Source organism: Rhodococcus sp. LW-XY12 (genome assembly GCF_019317345.1).
In the GTDB taxonomy this organism is placed as follows: domain Bacteria; phylum Actinomycetota; class Actinomycetes; order Mycobacteriales; family Mycobacteriaceae; genus Rhodococcus; species Rhodococcus pyridinivorans.
The window spans coordinates 3,323,479-3,339,772 of sequence record NZ_CP079225.1 but is presented as its reverse complement, the minus strand read 5'-3'; the positions used below and the strand labels follow the sequence as shown (position 1 = coordinate 3,339,772).

The following is a 16,294-nucleotide window of genomic DNA, read 5'->3' as shown; positions in this document are numbered from 1 at the left end:
TCGGTCCCCTCGACTAGGCTTGCAGGCTGTGAGTGAACCGACGGACGCACCCATCACCGCTCCTCCGGAGGCGCGTGAGCGCTGGCAGGATCTCGCCGAACAGGTGCGCGAGCATCAGTTCCGTTATTACGTGCGCGACGCCCCCATCATCTCCGACGGTCAGTTCGACGCGCTCCTCGGCGAACTGCAGGCACTCGAGGATCAGTACACCGAACTCCGCACGCCGGATTCGCCCACCCAGCTGGTCGGCGGCGGCTTCGCCACCGAATTCGGTGCCGTCGAGCATCTCGAACGGATGCTCAGCCTCGACAACGTCTTCGACGAGGACGAACTGCGCGCGTGGCTCTCGCGCGCCGAGGTCGAGACCGGCACTCACCCCGATTATCTGTGCGAGGTGAAGATCGACGGCGTGGCGCTCAGCCTCGTCTACGAGAACGGCAAACTCGTCCGCGCGGCCACCCGCGGCGACGGACGCACCGGGGAGGACGTCACCCTCAACGCCCGCACGATCGACGACGTTCCCGAAAAGCTCACCGGCACCGCCGAATACCCGATCCCGACGTTGCTCGAAGTGCGCGGCGAGGTGTTCTTCCGGCTCGAGGACTTCCAGACCCTCAACGCCGGGCTGGTGGCCGAAGGCAAGCCGCCCTTCGCGAATCCCCGCAATTCCGCCGCCGGTTCCCTGCGGCAGAAGAACCCGGCCGTCACCGCGCGCCGGCGTCTGCGCATGTACTGCCACGGCTACGGCCGCATGGAGGGCTTCGAACCCCGCTCGCAATCCGACGCCTACGCGGCCTTCGCGGCCTGGGGCCTGCCCGTCTCACCGCACACTGTTCGCGTGCAGGGCGCCGAGGCGGTCGTCGAGCGGATGCGCTACTGGGGCGAACACCGCCACGACATCGAACATGAGATCGACGGCCTGGTGGTCAAGATCGACGACATGGGGCTGCACCGACGCCTCGGTGCCACGTCCCGCGCCCCACGGTGGGCGATCGCCTACAAGTACCCGCCGGAGGAGGTCACCACCAAGCTCCTCGACATCCGCGTCAGTGTCGGGCGCACCGGACGCGTGACCCCCTTCGCCTACATGGAGCCGGTCACCGTCGCCGGGTCCACCGTCTCGCTGGCGACGCTGCACAACGCGTCCGAGGTGGAGCGCAAAGGCGTGCTCATCGGCGACACCGTGGTCATCCGCAAGGCCGGCGACGTGATCCCGGAGGTCCTCGGCCCGGTCGTCGACCTGCGCGACGGTTCCGAGTACGCCTTCGAGATGCCCACGCAGTGCCCCGAATGCGGTACCACCCTCGCCCCGGCGAAGGAGGGCGACGTCGACCTGCGCTGCCCCAACTCGCGGTCGTGCCCGGCGCAATTGCGCGAGCGGGTCTTCCACGTCTCGGGCAGGGGAGCGTTCGACATCGAAGCCCTCGGCTACGAGGCGGCCACGGCGCTGCTCGAGGGGAAGATCATCGCCGACGAGGGCGACCTGTTCTCGCTCACGAAGGAAGACCTCGAACGCATCCCGTTTTTCCGCACCACCAAGGGCGTGCTGTCGAAGAACGGCGAACGTCTGCTGCAGAACCTCGACAAGGCGAAGGAACAGCCGCTCTGGCGCGTGCTGGTCGCCCTGTCCATCCGGCACGTCGGACCGACCGCTGCGCGTGCGCTGGCCACCGAGTTCGGCAGCCTCGACCGGATCCGGGCCGCGTCCGTCGACGAGCTCGCGGCCGTCGAGGGCGTCGGACCGACGATCGCCGCGGCGGTGACCGACTGGTTCACCGTCGATTGGCACGTCGCGATCGTCGACAAGTGGGCGGCAGCGGGTGTGCGGATGGCCGACGAACGCGACGAATCGATCCCGCGAACCCTCGAAGGACTGTCGATCGTGGTTACGGGCACGCTCGCGGGATTCTCCCGCGACCAGGCCAAGGAGGCCGTCCTCGCGCGCGGAGGCAAGGCCGCCGGATCGGTGTCGAAGAAGACGGCTTTCGTCGTCATCGGCGACAACCCGGGTTCGAAGGCCGACAAGGCCGCCGATCTCGGAGTACCCGTGCTCGACGAGGACGGTTTCCGGATCCTGCTCGACGAGGGGCCCGACGCCGCTCGCGCCTATCTCGAAGGGCGCGAAGGGGAGAACTGAGACGCTCTCCGCCGGGAGGTGCCCTGCCCGCGGATTCTCAGGAGGCCGTTGCGGATTCCGGTTCCTCGGCGCTGCGCCTCCCGAGGAATACCGCCGCGGCGAGCAGGAAGCAGATCGCCCCGACGAACGTGCCGGTGTTGGCAAGGCTCGGGTCGAGAGTGTTTCCGTCGTCGAGGACGAACGAACCGACGGCGGAGACCCCGAAAGCGATCGACCCGAGCATGTTCAGCCACCCGCTGATCCAGTCCTTCGAGCGCGGCGCCCAATGCGAGCCCGCTCGCCAGAGGACTGCACACGCGATCGCGCTCGACACCAGAAAGCACAGGGAACCTTCGAGATTGGGGTTCCACACCAGGTGCTCCTCACCCTTGACGGTGTGGGCGTGCAGTGCGGCTCCCGTGCTGACGTTGAACAGCAGCGTACCGATGAACTGGATCAGCGACGCGAGCCAGTCGGCGCGGATCGCCGGGCTGCCCTTGTCCGTGACGGTGGCCGGCCCACTGAGCATCAATTGGACGAATGCTGCACCCGTGAAGAACCAGGAACCCACGAAGAACGAAGTATTTGCACCGGCGGTGCCGAGAAGCGTCGCAATTCCGGGCGCCGAACCCAATGCGAACAGGGCGGCGCCGATGACGAATCCCCAGGACTGCATGCGCAATGTCGGGTGAATCAGCATTGGCGCAGTGTAAGTCGAAGATCGGAAATATGTGTGTTTTCAAAAGAAACTATCCGATCGAATAGGTGCAGTTCAGAACGAACTTTCGAAAAGGGTGAACGGTTGGGGTGAATTGGTTCGGGATCCTTTCTGTTGGTCGGAAGTCGTGTTCGATGCGCGTTAGCGTCCCAGCCATGACGGAAACCGGTAAGTCCACTCAGCGCCTTCTTTTTCGTAATGTGCGAGTTTTCGACGGAGTTTCCGGAGAGCTCGTCACCGGCGACGTACTGATCGACGGAGACCGCATCGTCGCCGTATCCGAATCGCCGATCGGCGACGAACCCGGCCGCGAGACCGACGTGATCGACGGCGGCGGGCGGGTCCTCATGCCCGGCATGTCCGACGCGCACGTCCACCTCGTCGGTAACGCGAACTCCTACATCGACATGGTGATGGGCAGCGAAGCGCACATCGCGCTCAACGGCCTCGCCGAGGCCCGCAACATGCTGCTGCGCGGCTTCACCGCCGTCCGCGACATGGCCGGCGACACCGGCAGCATCAAATCGGTGATCGACCGGGGATTGTTCGACGGTCCCCGCATCTACCCGTCCCAGGCCGCGATCTCGCAGACGTCCGGGCACGGCGACTTCGGCTTCGTCTACGAATGCCCCACAGCCCTCGGTGGGGATCAGGCCCGCGCCGAACAGATCGGCTTCATGCGGGTCGCAGATGGTGAGGACCGGGTCCTCGCAGCCGTGCGCGAGCAACTCAAGAAAGGTGCATCGCAGATCAAGCTGATGGTCGGCGGCGGAGCGGCGTCCATGTACGACCCGCTGTACACCGTCCAGTTCATCGACAGAGAACTGCGTGCCGCCGTCCAGGCCGCATCCGACTACGGCACGTACGTGGCCACCCACGTCTACAACGTCACCGGGATCCGCCGCGCGGTCGCGGCCGGGGTGAAGTCGATCGAGCACGGCCACCTCGCCGACGAGGAGACCGTCGCACTGCTCGCGGAGAAGGAGGTGTGGTTGTCGATGCAGCCTTTCGCGCTCGGCGACCACCACTATCCCGACCCGGATCGCGCGGAGAAGGACAAGCAGATCTGCACCGGCACCGACCACGTCTACGAGTGGGCGCAGAAGCACGGCGTGAAGACGGCCTGGGGAACCGACCTGCTGCTCGAGCCGCAGATCGCGCCGCGCCAGAGCGAGATGGCCGCGCGGCTCGGCGACCACTACAGCAACCTCGACGCGCTGCGGATGCTCACCTCCGGAAACGCCGAACTGTTCCGGCTCGCAGGCGAACGCGATCCCTACCGTCAGGCCCGATGGGGTGTGATCGACAAGGGCGCCTGGGCGGACGTGCTCCTCGTCGACGGCAACCCGCTCGAGGATCTGAGTCTGATCGCCGATCCAGCAAAGAACCTGTCGGTCATCGTGAAGAACGGCCACGTCGTCAAGAACAGCCTGTGACCGTGGCAGCACATCGGACACGGCACCACACCCCACTCGCTCCGCGCAAGGACAGTCGGTGACTCACTACGGGCAGCACAGCGACGCAGAGGTCTGGGACGAGTTGTCGGACGAGCAGCTCGAGGATCCCTTCGTCGTGGACGGAAACTACGGCGGAACGCCGGTGGGCACAGCCGAACCGGATGATGTCGGGACTCCGCCGTACGGCGCTCCGGTCGTGCAGCGGGCAACCGCCCGGCAGACGCCGGGCACACTCGTGTCGGCGCGCGGGATCGAACTCCACGGACTCTGGGGCCATGTCTTCGGCCCCCTCGACCTGGACCTCGACGCCGGGGGAGTGACGGTTCTGGCCGCGCAGGCCGGTGCTGCGCGTACCGCGTTGCTCATGGCTCTGTACGGTCGCATGCGACTGACCCGGGGATCGCTGACGGTTCTCGGCGAGGACAGACCGCAGAAGATCATCGCGCGGTCGGCGATTGCGTGCATGAACGAGCTCGACGAGGTACGCCCGTCGGTCACCGTGCGCGATCTCGTCACCGAGCAGAAGCGGTGGGATTCCCCGTGGTACAAGTTCGTTCCGCGGGTCCGTGAGGACGGTATCGCCGAGATGTGCGAGGAGATCTTCGGCGACGTACCGCTGCCACCGCTCGAGGCGTTCGTCGACGACCTTCCCGAACTCCAGCAACTGCTCCTGCGGATCTCGGTGGCGAACACCCGGCGTCCACCACTGCTGGTGGTGGGCCGGATCGATCGGATCGCCGACGACGTCGAACGTGCCACCCTGCTCGGCCGGCTCGTCGCGCTCGGTGAGAACCAGGCGGTGATCATCGGCGACGTGAACCCCGTCGACCCCGATAGCGGGGTACGGGCCGTGGTTGACATGCACGATCTGCTCGGACCCGGTGACATCGGCGTCCTGACGAAGAGGAAGTGACGAGTGCTCGCAGGCGTCTCTCTCGGTAGCGACTCGAAGCGAGACTTCCGCGGCACGATGCCGCGCATCGCGATCGCGACGATCATTCTCATGCCGTTGCTGTACGGGGCCATGTACCTGTGGGCCTTCTGGAATCCATTCGGTGCGGTGAACAAGATTCCCGCGGCGATCGTCAACAACGACACCGGTCGTTCGTCGACGGGGGAACAGGTCGACGCCGGCGATCAGGTCGTGAAGTCCCTCATCGCATCCGGTCAGCTCGATCTGGCGGAGGTGTCGGAAGAGGACGCCGTCGCGGGTCTGGCCGACGGAAAGTACTACTACACCATCACGATTCCGGAGAATTTCACCGAAGCGGTCGAATCCCCCAACGGCGACAACCCGGAGAAGGCGAATCTGGTCTTCACTTTCAACGACGCGAACAACTATCTCGCGACGATCATCGGGCAGGACGCGTCCGAACAGGTGATCGGACAGGTGAACTCCACGATCGGTGCCCAAGGTGTCGGGACCGTGCTCACCGGTCTCGAGAGCGCCGGCTCGGGTCTGAAGCAGGCCGCCGACGGTGCCGGGCAACTCGCCGACGGCATCGACACGGCCAAGAGCGGCGCGGACCAGCTCGCTTCGGGATCGCAGGAGCTCGCGACGAACATGGTCACGGCGCGAGACGGGTCGGCGCAGCTCGCTACCGGCGCGAACGAACTCGCCACCGCGATCGACGGCGTGACGGGTCCGCTGCTCAGCGCGCTCGACAGCGGTGCCCTCTCGGGTGTCGCCGGGCAGGCAGCGGAGCTGCGGGCCTCGCTCGACGCCCTCGAATCGCGGGTACCGCAGACCACGCAGTCGACGGTGAACCAGGCCGTACAGCAGGTCGTCGACATCCTGAACCGGAGCTCCGATCCGGTCGTGCAGCAGGCGATCACCGCGTTGACACCGCTGACGGCGCAACAGGCGGCCTCCGATGCCGACGCCCTACGCGCTGAGATCATGCGTCTGCAGGCAGGCGCCGAACAACTCGAGTATCAACTCGGCAACCCGAACAGTCCGCTACAGGGAGCCCTGGCGACGTTGTCGAACGGGGGACTGGCGGCGGACGTGAACCGACTCCGCAGCGGTGTCGACGAACTGAGCTCCGGTGCCGCCACGCTGAACTCCGGTCTCGTCCAACTCACCGACGGCAGTGTCCAGTTGGCCGACGGAGCAGGAGAGCTGTCCTCGGGCATGGTCGAGTTGCAGTCGGGTTCGCAGGAACTCGCGCAGGCCCTGAGCCAGGGTGCCACCCAGGTGCCGAACTGGACGGACGAACAACGCACCGCCACCGCCGAGACGTTGTCGACTCCGGTTGCTCTGCAACAGAACTACACGAACGAGGCACCCACCTTCGGTACCGGTTTCGCCCCGTTCTTCCTGTCGCTCGCCCTGTTCGTCGGCGGCATCATCACCTGGATGCTGCTCACCCCGTTGCAGTCGCGGCCCACCGTCGCGGGACTCGGTGCCTACCGCACGGTCCTCGCGTCGTACTGGCCGGCTCTGCTGGTAGGCATCCTGCAGGTGGTCGTGATGTACACGGTCGTCCATTTCGGCGTCGGACTGGACGTGAAGCACGTCGTGGGGACGATCCTGTTCCTGATGTTGATCTCCGCAACGTATCTGGCCATGATCCAAGCGTTCAATGCGATCTTCGGCGTCGCCGTCGGTCGGGTGGTGACCTTGGCCTTCCTGATGCTGCAACTGGTTTCGGCCGGCGGTATCTACCCCGTGCCGACCACGGCGAAGCCGTTCCAGTACATCCACCCGTTCGACCCGATGACCTACACCGTCAACGGTCTGCGGCAGCTCACCGTCGCCGAGAACATCGATTCGCGATTGTGGATCGCAATCGCTGTCCTGGCCGGAATCCTGCTCGTATCGTTGACGCTGAGTGCCCTGTCGGTTCGGCGCAACCGCCGCTACACGATGGAGAGGCTGTACCCGCCGATCGAGGTGTGAGAGCCGCCCCGTATGTCCTGAAGTCACCGGATCGACGAGTGTTCGATGCGGGAAATGGAGGAAACCATGTCAGAGTCCAATGCTCCAGCCGAGACACTCGCACCTGCCTTCACCGGCAGACTCGGTACCGACCCGATTCCTGCTCTGCGACTTCCCAAGTCGGAGACCGATCCGGAGGCGACGTACCAGTTCATACACGACGAGTTGATGCTCGACGGCAGCTCGCGGCTCAACCTGGCGACCTTCGTCACCACGTGGATGGATCCGCAGGCGGGTCGTCTCATGGCCGAGACGTTCGACAAGAACATGATCGACAAGGACGAGTATCCGGCCACGGCGGAGATCGAGACCCGCTGCGTCAACATGGTCGCGGCCCTGTTCCACGCCGAGAACCTCGATCCGGCCGATCCGTCGTCGGCCACCGGCGTCTCGACGATCGGTTCGTCCGAGGCCGTCATGCTCGGCGGTCTCGCGCTCAAGTGGCGCTGGCGTGAGGCCCGTAGGGCCGCCGGCAAGGACGCGTCGAAGCCGAACCTGGTGCTCGGCAGCAACGTGCAGGTGGTGTGGGAGAAGTTCTGCCGCTACTTCGACGTCGAGCCGAAGTACCTGCCGATGGAGCCCGGCCGTTACGTCATCACCCCCGAGCAGGTCCGTGAAGCGGTCGACGAGAACACCATCGGCGTCGTCGCGATCCTCGGCACCACCTTCACCGGTGAACTCGAGCCGGTGGCGGAGATCGCCGCCGCGCTCGACGAGCTCGCGGCCTCCGGCGGTCCCGACGTCCCGTTGCACGTCGACGCCGCCTCCGGTGGCTTCGTGGTGCCCTTCCTCCATCCGGACCTCGAATGGGACTTCCGTGTGCCGCGGGTCGTGTCCATCAACGTCAGTGGTCACAAGTACGGCATGACCTATCCGGGTATCGGTTTCGTCGTCTGGCGCTCGAAGGAACATCTGCCCGAGGACCTGGTCTTCCGGGTCAACTACCTCGGTGGCGACATGCCGACGTTCACGCTCAACTTCTCGCGTCCTGGTAACCAGGTCATCGGCCAGTACTACAACTTCATTCGGCTCGGTGTCGCCGGGTACACGCAGATCATGGAGACCCTGCGCGACACCGCGCTCATGCTGTCGAAGCAGATCTCCGAGATCGAGAACATGGCGATCATCACGGACGGCTCCGCCATCCCGGTCATCTCCTTCGAGGTGACGGGCGACCCCGGCTTCACGGTGTTCGACATCTCCCACGAATTGCGGGCCCGCGGATTCCAGGTTCCGGCCTACACGATGCCGGCCGACGCGGAGGACGTCGCGGTCCTGCGAATCGTGCTTCGCGAGGGCTTCAGCCGGGACATCGCCCACAAGCTCGGTGAAGACATCGCCGATGTAGTCGGATATCTCCGCGAGGGTGTCGGTCGCGGCCACACCGATCAGGCATTCGCACACTGAACGAAGTCGCAGCGGGGGAGAAGCTCACCGAGTTTCTCCCCCGCCGACGTGAGATCCGTTCGTGGACCGTGTGAATGGAGGTACGGGACTACTTCGATGTGATTCCTGGCGCGCGATCGGAATCCCGGCGAAATCCGTCATTTCCCCCGCCGGCTGCTAATATTTGCACATACTTGTGAGTCCGTTTCGAGGGCGATGCTGCCCGGATGCGAAAGGGATAGTGGACGTGCCGAGAACACTGCCTTTGTCCCGTCGCCGATTGTTCTCCGTTCTGTCCGCGCATTCCGAACTCGCCGTGATCCTCGGTGGCCCCTTCTCCGGCAAGACGACCCTCGTCGACACGTGGCTGGCGATCGACCCGTGTCCCGAGTGGGCGCCGGTGGTGATTCCCGAACCCGCGCACGACGTCACACCCGAGACCTACTGGGCGACGGTGGCATCGTCGCTGTGCACCTCCCTCGGAGTCGACGAACCCGTTGCGGCGGAAGGCTCCTTCGACTCGTTGTGTTCGATACTGGTCCGGCACCCCCGGCCCGTGATGTTCGTGCTCGACGGTGTCCGGTCGGTCGAAGCGATCGAAGACCGGGTCGGGCAGTTGCTGCGGCTCGGGCCGCAGGTGCGGATGGTGGTCACCAGCAGGGCCGCAGGGTCGTGGGCCGAACTTGTCGACGGACACCCGCACAGGACGATCGTCGGCGACGACGACCTGGCGTTCACCGTGGACGAGACCGCTGCACTGTGCCGGCTCTTCGGACTTGCGCGGGACCAACGCACCATCGAGTGGATCACCCGCCGCACCGAAGGATTCGCCGCATTCGTCGCGGCGGTGTGTGCGACGCTGCGCGCCGAGAAGCCGGATCGGGTCTACGGCACCGACGCCCTCGACGTCCTGGTCGACTCGACCGTCGATCTCGTCGTCATGCATGTCGTGGCCGCGGATCCCTCACTGGCACTGTCCTCCCGCTCGGTCCTCGTCTCCGCCGCACCCAACACGGTGACGGAGTCGTCGATTTCGGCTCTACCGCACATCGACGACAGCGACGCCTTCCTCACCTCGCTGACCGAGTCGGGACTGATCGAGGCCTGCTCGACGGACGAGGACTCCACGGACGGCGAGACCGCCTGGCGCTATCCCGAGGTCGTCCACAGATCACTCCTGCGGGTGGGCAGCGCCGAATACCCGAAGGAGCTGTGGGATGCGCGGTCGGCTCTCATCGACTACTGGTTGCAGCGCTCGCGTCCGGACATCGCCCTCGAACATGCCGTGGAGCGGCGCGACTGGCGATGCGCGATCGACATCGTCGAGAAGAACTGGGTGGCACTGTACGGAAGCGGATCGCTCCGCTCCCTGGGGATCGTGCTGCTCGAGCTGCTCCCCGACGACATGACGACCAACGATCGCACCGTCGCGTCGCTGCGGACGATCACCCGTGCCCGGAACCAGGCGGGAGAGCCGGAACAGTGGGCCTTCCCGCGATCCTTCGAAACGATCCTTCGCCTCGGAAGTCTCCGGATGCAGGGTGCCTACGACGAGGCGATGGAAGTGTGCGACGGCCTGGCCACCGAACCCGTGCCGAATTTCGAGACGCTGGACGACACGACCCGGCACGCCCACGGACTGAAATACCTCAACTTCGGCACCGTCTACCTCCTCGGCGGACGCACCACCGATGCCGGAACGATGCTGCGCCGTGCCCACACGGCGGGTCGCGGTGTGTTCGTCGAGCGAGAGGCCGCGGGCAAACTCGCGCTCCTCGAAGCCCTCCGGGGCCGGACCCACGAGGCGACCCGGTGGATCGAGGAGGAGCTCCGGCATCCGCCGATCATGGGAGAGGCCGAGGCCCTCATCCGTACGGCGGGCCTGGTCGCCACCGCGCTCGTGGCCCTCGACAGGCTCGACACCGGCACGGCCTTCCGCGCGCTCTCCGAACTCGGCACTCCCCGCCACACGGAAGAGTTGTGGGCGGCCGTCATGTACGCGCGGGGGCGACTGGCGCTGCTGAGCGGTGTGCCCGCCGACGGCCTGCTGTACATCGATTCGGAACTTCAGCACTTCTCCCATCGCCTCACCGGTATCTCCGCAGTGTTGGTCGATGCCGCGCGTGCCGACCTGCACCTCGCGCTCGGCGAGGCCCGCGCGGCGCGCGAGCTGGTCGACAGCTCGACGCACCCCCTCACGGCTCCGGCCCGTGCGCGATTGCGTCTGCTCGGCGGCGATCCCGGAGGCGCGGAGGTGATCGTGCATCGTGGGGATGCCGCCCGTGAGCACTGTCCGGCCGTCGGTGCGGAACTCGCCCTGATCGGATCGGTGGCGTCTCTGAGACTCGGTCGCCGCACCGATGCGCGACGGCATCTCCAGCGGGCCGTGGTGCTGGCGGAACATGCCGGGGTGACACGGCCGTTCGTCGGAGTCCCGCCCTCGGCCGTGCGCGACATCCTGTCGCTCGGGGTCGACCTGCCGATCGATCTCGACCCGGCGATGGCCGAGTACGGCATCTTCCGCGAGATCCGTGTCGTCGTACGGCTGACCCCACGCGAGCGCGCGGTCCTCGACGCATTGCTCGCCGGCGGCACGGCGAGCACGATCGCCAAGGAACAGTTCGTCACCCTCAACACCGTCAAGACCCAATTGCGTTCCCTCTACCGGAAACTGGGCGTGCATTCGCGTGAGGAAGCGATCGCGCAGGCGCACAGGCTCGTCGTCGGCTGAGACCCTTTCCCGAAGCTGCGACCGGAACCCGGGGGACTATCGGAGGACGGTGCCGACGATGCCCGCGAAGTAACCGATGCGTGCGATCTCGGACGGACGGAACTCCGGTCCGCCGGGGCGGCCGAGGACGAGGACACGTTCGGGCGAGCCGACGGGAGCGGCCGCGAGCATCGTGTCCATGTCGCGCCAGAGCTGCGGCACCCACTCACCGTCGTGGTCGAGCAGGGTGGCCTCGGCGAGCGGCATCCAGGGGACGCCGTCGAGGTGGGTCTCCGGCGAACCCGGGCTCCCCGCGAGGCGGAAGATGCCGTTCGGGCCGACTCCGAGCACGGTCGCCCAACCCACGCGGAGCACCCGGGGAGCACCGTCGACGAGGATCTGGATGCGGTCGTCGCGGGCGGCGGCGACGTGATCGATCAGTTCGAGTTCGCGATGGGTGTCGAGGATTCCGGCGTAGGGACGGATCGAGTCGACCGTCACACCGGGCAGGGCCTCGGCCGCGGTGAGGAGCGTGTCGGGGAGCTTGCCCGGCTCGACGTCGACGACGAGATCGTCGATCGCGAAGTCCGTGCCGCGTTCGACGACGTCGAGCGACAGGATGTCGGCGCCGACCGAACCGAGCGCCAGGGCGAGCGAGCCGAGGCTACCGGGACGATCGGGGAGCCTGACACGCAAGAGGTACGACACGTGAGTCCTTTCCCCAGTCGGTTTCGTGCCGTCGACGAACGCCACATCGACGGCACATGGTGCGCCGGCATCCGAGTGCCGGCCCAGGGGCCCGTGTCGACCTCTGGCAGACCACATCCTTGCACCTCGGCGCCGGCGTCCGGGACGGCGCAGATCCGAAATTATGCCGACCCCATCGATAATCCCCGGTCGCGACGGTGCATGTCACACGAACGCAACACAGCGTTGCGAAGCTTGCAACATCGGCGGACGGGACGCGACGCCGACCGGGCGACGAGTGATGTCGCCGAACCGCGTGCGCCGTCGCTTCCAGGACGCATTACCCTGGACAGGACGTTCACTCTCCATCGGAAAGGGGCCATTCACGGTGCCTGCCATCTCCCGTGACGAGGTCGCGCATCTCGCCCGGTTGTCCCGGCTTGCGCTGACCGATGCCGAACTCGACGAGTTCGCCGGTCAGTTGGATTCGATCCTCAACCACGTCAAGGCGGTGTCGGAGGTGGCCGCGGACGATGTGGCTCCCATGGCGAACCCGAACGCCGTCACCAACGTGACGCGACCCGACGTCGTCGTCCCCGGTCTCACACCCGAGCAGGCGCTCTCCGGTGCGCCGGCCGTCGAGGAGGATCGCTTCTCGGTCCCGCAGATCCTGGGAGAGGGCGAATGAGCACGGATACGACACGCCTCGACGCCGCGACTCTGGCGTCGAAGATCCATGCCGGCGAACTGTCGTCGGTGGAGGTCACCCAGGCCCACCTCGATCGCATCGCCGAGGTCGACGGCGAGTACAACGCCTTCCTGCACGTCGCCTCCGAGCAGGCGCTCGCCGCCGCGGACGAGGTCGACCGTGCCGTCGCCGCGGGCGAGAAACCGGCCTCGGCGCTCGCCGGTGTGCCGCTCGCGCTCAAGGACGTGTTCACCACCACGGACATGCCCACCACGTGCGGTTCGAAGATCCTCGAGGGCTGGGTCTCGCCCTACGACGCGACGCTCACCACGAAGCTGCGCGAGGCCGGGATCCCCATCCTCGGCAAGACCAACATGGACGAGTTCGCGATGGGTTCGTCCACCGAGAACTCGGCCTACGGCCCCACCCGCAACCCGTGGGACACCAGCCGTATCCCGGGTGGCTCGGGTGGCGGTTCCGCTGCGGCGCTCGCGTCGTATCAAGCACCCCTCGCGATCGGCACCGACACCGGTGGCTCGATCCGCCAGCCCGCCGCTGTCACCGCCACCGTCGGCACCAAGCCCACCTACGGCACGGTCTCTCGGTACGGCCTCGTCGCCTGTGCGTCGTCGCTCGACCAGGGTGGTCCCTGCGGCCGCACCGTCCTCGACACGGCGCTGCTGCACGAGGTCATCGCCGGGCACGACCCGCGCGACTCGACGTCGGTGAACGCCCCCGTGCGTCCCGTCGTGGAGGCGGCGCGCCAGGGTGCGGCCGGCGACCTGAAGGGCCTGAAAGTCGGCGTGGTCAAGGAGTTGCACTCCGACAGCTACCAGCCCGGCGTGCTCTCGTCGTTCGATGCGGCGGTCGAGACGCTCACGAAGCTCGGTGCGGAGGTCGTCGAGGTCTCGTGCCCGCACTTCGAGTACGCGCTCGCCTCGTACTACCTGATCCTGCCGTCGGAGGTCTCCTCCAACCTGGCCCGCTTCGACGCGATGCGGTACGGCATGCGCGTCGACGACGGCACGATGAGTGCCGAGCAGGTCATGGCCGCGACCCGCGCCGCCGGTTTCGGCAAGGAGGTCAAGCGCCGCATCATGATCGGCACCTACGCGCTGTCCTCCGGCTACTACGAGGCCTACTACGGTCAGGCACTCAAAGTCCGGAGCCTCATCGCGCAGGACTTCGACAAGGCCTACGAGCAGGTCGACGTGCTGGTCTCGCCCACGAGCCCGTTCACGCCGTGGAAGCTCGGCGAGAAGGTCGACGATCCGCTGGCGATGTACCTGTCCGACCTGTGCACGCTCCCGACCAACCTCGCGGGGCACTGCGCGATGTCGGTGCCGTCCGGCCTCTCGGCGGACGACGGTCTCCCCGTCGGTCTGCAGATCATGGCCCCGGCCCTGGCCGACGAGCGCCTGTACCGCGTGGGTGCGGCCTTCGAGGCGGCACGAGGACCCATCGTCGCCTGATCCTTTCCCACACCACGACCCGTCGTGCCGTTCGTCGGCCGGCGGGTCGCGGTGTATCCGGACGCCGATCCGTGTGGGCGCGATCTACCCGTCGGCGGAGGTGCACCGCGCCTGATCGTCGCCGTAGCGATGACCGTGACCGGGTGCCGCCTCGAGCGAGGTGAGCAGGTCCACCGTCGTGTTCACGAACGACACCACCGGCAGCCACGGCGGGGTCGGGGCATCGGCGCGCGCATGCGACAGATCGGGCGGCGACCACAGCAGCGACGGCCGCCACCACACCACCGGGTCGGAGGTGTTCGCCCGGACACTCGCACCGGCGGTGCGGACCCCCGCGGGTGGCCCCGCGAGGAACAGTGCACACGGCTCCGGTTCGTCGTCGAAGACGGCGCTCGCGCCGGACGCTCCCAGAGACTGCCCGTAGACGTGCAGGGCGGGGCGTCGCTCGTCGGGCAGCGTGGACAGGTACGCCCGCAAGGCGGTGACGAGCGCGCGGGCCTCCTCCTCCGCAGCACCGCGATCGAGGACGAAGGTCACCCAGCTCGGCATGTCCGAGTACTGCTGGGCGACGATGGCGACATCGTCGCCCCACCGGTCCTCGAAGCCGCGAACCGCAGCGGCATCGACCCAGCCCGAGCCGGTCGGCACGGCCACCACGAGATGCGGTCGGTCGAAGGCTCTCGCCCGGCGGAGTTCGTCCACCGCGAACTCGGCGCGCGCAGACGGATCCGGCGCGGCCGACAACGGTATGTAGATCCGGATCGGTGACCCCTCGGAGGGCAGGGACACGAACTTCTGCCCCTCTCGACCCAACCGGTTCCACAACACCGCCGATCCCACGCCACCCGACAATCCCGCCGAGAGCGCGGTGGGGGAGGCGACCGTGTCGACCGCCCCTCCGGGTGAGAAGGCCGCCGTGGTGCCGATCCCAACCGTGGCGCCGATTCCCAGCGTCGCGGCGACGGCCACCGCCACCCCGCGTCGCGACAGGAGGTGCACGAGGCGCGGAAGGGCGAGCAGCGCCGCGACGACCACGATCGCGACTGCCAGTGCCTCCAGCCACCAGCGCACATCCAGCGCCGGGACCGCCATCGCCTCCCGCAGACCGTTCTGCCACCGATGCGCACCGGCGGCCGTGACCAGAACGACGGATCCGCCGACGAGGCCGACGGGCACACGCAGTTCCGGTCTCGCCGGCCGCGGAGCCCGACCGGTCCGCCGCCTCGCGGTCACGACGAGACGGAGAACGGCCAGCGCGACCACGACGAACACCCCTGTGACGACGCCCTGCACGACCGACTGTCGCGGCAGCAGGGGAGGGGCGAGGGAGATCACCGTCGCGAGAACCACCATGAGGATCGTCATCGCCGTACCTTTCGTGCCGTGAAGCCCAGAGCGACCGAGCCCGCAGCGACGGCCAGGGCCCACGGCGATTCCGCGACAGGTGTCCGGTGACCCTGTCGCCACGAGTTGAATTCCACTGCTGCAGAAGAAATCCCTGCGATCGGCGTGCAGGAGGGGATGCCGGGTTCGGAGCGGCAGACGGTGTCGAGATGCCGTGCGAACAGACCGTCGAGGTCGCGGCGGGCACCGGTGTCCAGCTCGCCACCGGTGGTGTGGGCGTACCGCAGGAGGTCGTACCCGAGATCGTGCACCCGGCATGCCGATTCGAACGCCGCCGGCAGCGGCACCGGGGCGGAGCAGTCACCTTCGGGGTCGGCGAGCACCGTCGTCCCGTCCGCCCACTGTTCGACGATCGGCGCATACCCCATCACGGCGGTGAAATCGGCCGGCAGGGACGACAGTGCTCCCTCCGCGTCGTCGGCGACGAGCGCCGTCACCGTCGCTGCGGCCGCGGCGTCCTCCGTCGGGGGCGCGGCGGAGTGGGCGAGCGCCCCCGGCACGGCGCCATATGCTGCGGTGGCGAGGAAGACGACCGACGCGACTCGGACCGCTGCGGATCTCACTGTCATGCCGGTGACGCTAGGAACGCGCAGCCCTGCACCGGACCCCGCGACGGAGCGATCTCGAGGAGGCCGACACCACCCGCAGAGCTATGCGGATCTCACCCCCAGGTATGAGGACAGTCGAGACCCCGGCTCCTAGCGTGGGTGAGGTG

The 16,294-nt window shown here is 67.2% G+C and carries 12 protein-coding genes; 8 read left to right on the top strand and 4 right to left on the bottom strand.

The window, feature by feature from the left end:
• The first annotated feature begins 28 nt into the window (after positions 1-28).
• Positions 29-2,137: an NAD-dependent DNA ligase LigA gene (gene ligA, locus KXC42_RS15565; RefSeq protein WP_006554557.1), complete on the top strand. Its 2,109-nt coding sequence runs from the start codon at positions 29-31 to the stop codon at positions 2,135-2,137.
• 37 nt (positions 2,138-2,174) lie between these two features.
• Here ligA and KXC42_RS15560 read toward each other — a convergent pair whose 3' ends face one another.
• A complete protein-coding gene (locus KXC42_RS15560) occupies positions 2,175-2,816 on the bottom strand; it encodes a hypothetical protein (RefSeq protein WP_024101400.1) in 642 nt (213 codons plus the stop codon).
• A 173-nt stretch (positions 2,817-2,989) separates the two neighbouring features.
• Here KXC42_RS15560 and KXC42_RS15555 point away from each other — a divergent pair, with 173 nt between their 5' ends.
• From KXC42_RS15555 to KXC42_RS15535, 5 genes are all read left to right on the top strand, one after another.
• Positions 2,990-4,270, top strand: a complete 1,281-nt coding sequence (locus tag KXC42_RS15555) for an amidohydrolase family protein (RefSeq protein ID WP_024101399.1) — start codon at positions 2,990-2,992, stop codon at positions 4,268-4,270.
• 58 nt (positions 4,271-4,328) lie between these two features.
• Positions 4,329-5,204, top strand: coding sequence for a hypothetical protein (locus KXC42_RS15550; RefSeq protein ID WP_219129244.1), 876 nt, complete (start codon positions 4,329-4,331; stop codon positions 5,202-5,204).
• A gap of 3 nt (positions 5,205-5,207) precedes the next feature.
• Positions 5,208-7,193 carry a YhgE/Pip domain-containing protein gene (locus KXC42_RS15545; protein ID WP_219129243.1) on the top strand — a complete coding sequence of 662 codons (1,986 nt, stop codon included), beginning with the start codon at positions 5,208-5,210 and terminating at the stop codon, positions 7,191-7,193.
• A gap of 54 nt (positions 7,194-7,247) precedes the next feature.
• Positions 7,248-8,639 (top strand): glutamate decarboxylase, encoded by a 1,392-nt coding sequence (locus tag KXC42_RS15540; protein WP_006554552.1) that lies wholly within the window; start codon positions 7,248-7,250, stop codon positions 8,637-8,639.
• 226 nt (positions 8,640-8,865) lie between these two features.
• Positions 8,866-11,349: a LuxR C-terminal-related transcriptional regulator gene (locus KXC42_RS15535; RefSeq protein WP_257605828.1), complete on the top strand. Its 2,484-nt coding sequence runs from the start codon at positions 8,866-8,868 to the stop codon at positions 11,347-11,349.
• Positions 11,350-11,385: 36 nt separating this feature from the next.
• Here the strand turns inward: KXC42_RS15535 and KXC42_RS15530 are convergent, their stop codons facing one another.
• On the bottom strand, positions 11,386-12,036 hold the full coding sequence (locus tag KXC42_RS15530) for an amino acid-binding protein (protein ID WP_219129242.1): 651 nt from the start codon (positions 12,034-12,036) through the stop codon (positions 11,386-11,388).
• Positions 12,037-12,403: 367 nt separating this feature from the next.
• Between KXC42_RS15530 and gatC the strand changes: the two genes are divergently transcribed.
• Together gatC and gatA are read left to right on the top strand one after the other, a co-directional pair.
• Positions 12,404-12,703 carry an Asp-tRNA(Asn)/Glu-tRNA(Gln) amidotransferase subunit GatC gene (gene gatC, locus KXC42_RS15525; protein ID WP_006554549.1) on the top strand — a complete coding sequence of 100 codons (300 nt, stop codon included), beginning with the start codon at positions 12,404-12,406 and terminating at the stop codon, positions 12,701-12,703.
• Positions 12,700-14,175, top strand: coding sequence for an Asp-tRNA(Asn)/Glu-tRNA(Gln) amidotransferase subunit GatA (gatA, locus tag KXC42_RS15520; protein ID WP_006554548.1), 1,476 nt, complete (start codon positions 12,700-12,702; stop codon positions 14,173-14,175). Before gatC ends, gatA begins: the two co-directional genes overlap by 4 nt.
• An 84-nt stretch (positions 14,176-14,259) precedes the next feature.
• Here gatA and KXC42_RS15515 read toward each other — a convergent pair whose 3' ends face one another.
• Both KXC42_RS15515 and KXC42_RS15510 read right to left on the bottom strand, forming a co-directional pair.
• A complete protein-coding gene (locus tag KXC42_RS15515; protein WP_219129241.1) occupies positions 14,260-15,540 on the bottom strand; it encodes an alpha/beta-hydrolase family protein in 1,281 nt (426 codons plus the stop codon).
• Positions 15,537-16,148: a hypothetical protein gene (locus tag KXC42_RS15510; RefSeq protein ID WP_219129240.1), complete on the bottom strand. Its 612-nt coding sequence runs from the start codon at positions 16,146-16,148 to the stop codon at positions 15,537-15,539. The genes KXC42_RS15515 and KXC42_RS15510 overlap by 4 nt, the downstream gene beginning before the upstream one ends.
• Positions 16,149-16,294: the final 146 nt, after the last annotated feature.